Raw genomic sequence first — 872 nt, forward strand, 5'->3', positions numbered from 1 at the left:
AAGGCCCACCGCCGCTCCACCCTCGGCCTGCCAGGGCGGCGCGTGCTGGTCTCGCGGAAGTGGTCGGGCAAGTCCCTCGCCGACCACCGCCACGACCGGACCCAGTTTGTTCGGCAACTGCTCGTCGATGTCGGCATCACCCCGGACACCGACCGGGACAACACGGCCTCGGTGGTGTGGCAGAAGGTCGCGCCCGGGGACCCGGATGTGCCTCCTCGCGCGCACCTGCTCATGCACGCGGTCGCTGAACGGCTGCGGTGGAAGGCCCAGTACAAGACCGCGCTCCTGGCGGCCAGCGGGGGCGACCCGCCGACACCGCCGGATCTTTCGGCAACCGGTCAAGCGGCGTAGGGGGGCGGGCAGCGATGGAAGCGCGGGTGCGTCTGGTCAGTGTCGAGGGTTTGTGGACGCCGGAAGAGCTGGCGGTGTTTCTGTCCATCCCGGAGAAGACGTTGCGGGACTGGAGGTTGAAGGACTACGGCCCGGCGTGGCTGCGGATGGGCAAACACGTCCGCTACCACCCCGATGTGGTCCGGGCGTGGGTGAAGGAACTCGGCGCGGCCTAGCCGCCCCGGCTTCTTTCGGCAACTACCAGCACAGAGAGGAGAACAGGTCATGGCACATATCCAGGATCGCTGGTACCGGGACAAGACCGACCCGGTGACCGGCGAGATTGTGGTGAACAGCAAGGGAAAACCGGTCCAGGAACCCACCCCGGAACACGGGAAGGGGCTGCGGTACCGGGTGAAGTACCAAGACCCGGACAAGCGTGAGCGGTCGAAGTCCTTCCCGGACAAGCAGTTGGGGCGGGCTAAGGAGTTCATGACCAAGGTCGAGAACGACAAGTATGCCGGGACCTACACCGACCCGAA

2 protein-coding genes and 1 pseudogene are annotated in these 872 nt (G+C 66.5%); all 3 read left to right on the forward strand.

The window, feature by feature from the left end; genetic code table 11:
* A partial coding sequence (locus tag ACTOWY_RS44795) for a replication initiator (protein WP_441315700.1) occupies window positions 1-351 on the forward strand: 351 nt, incomplete at its 5' end.
* A gap of 26 nt (window positions 352-377) precedes the next feature.
* Entirely contained in the window at window positions 378-566 is a 189-nt protein-coding gene (locus ACTOWY_RS44800; protein ID WP_308301120.1) for a helix-turn-helix transcriptional regulator, read from the forward strand.
* A 49-nt stretch (window positions 567-615) separates the two neighbouring features.
* Window positions 616-872: pseudogene (locus ACTOWY_RS44805) on the forward strand (site-specific integrase); the annotation flags it as partial.

Origin of the sequence: Crossiella sp. CA198, assembly GCF_052078295.1 — a bacterium.
Classification (GTDB): Bacteria; Actinomycetota; Actinomycetes; order Mycobacteriales; family Pseudonocardiaceae; genus Crossiella.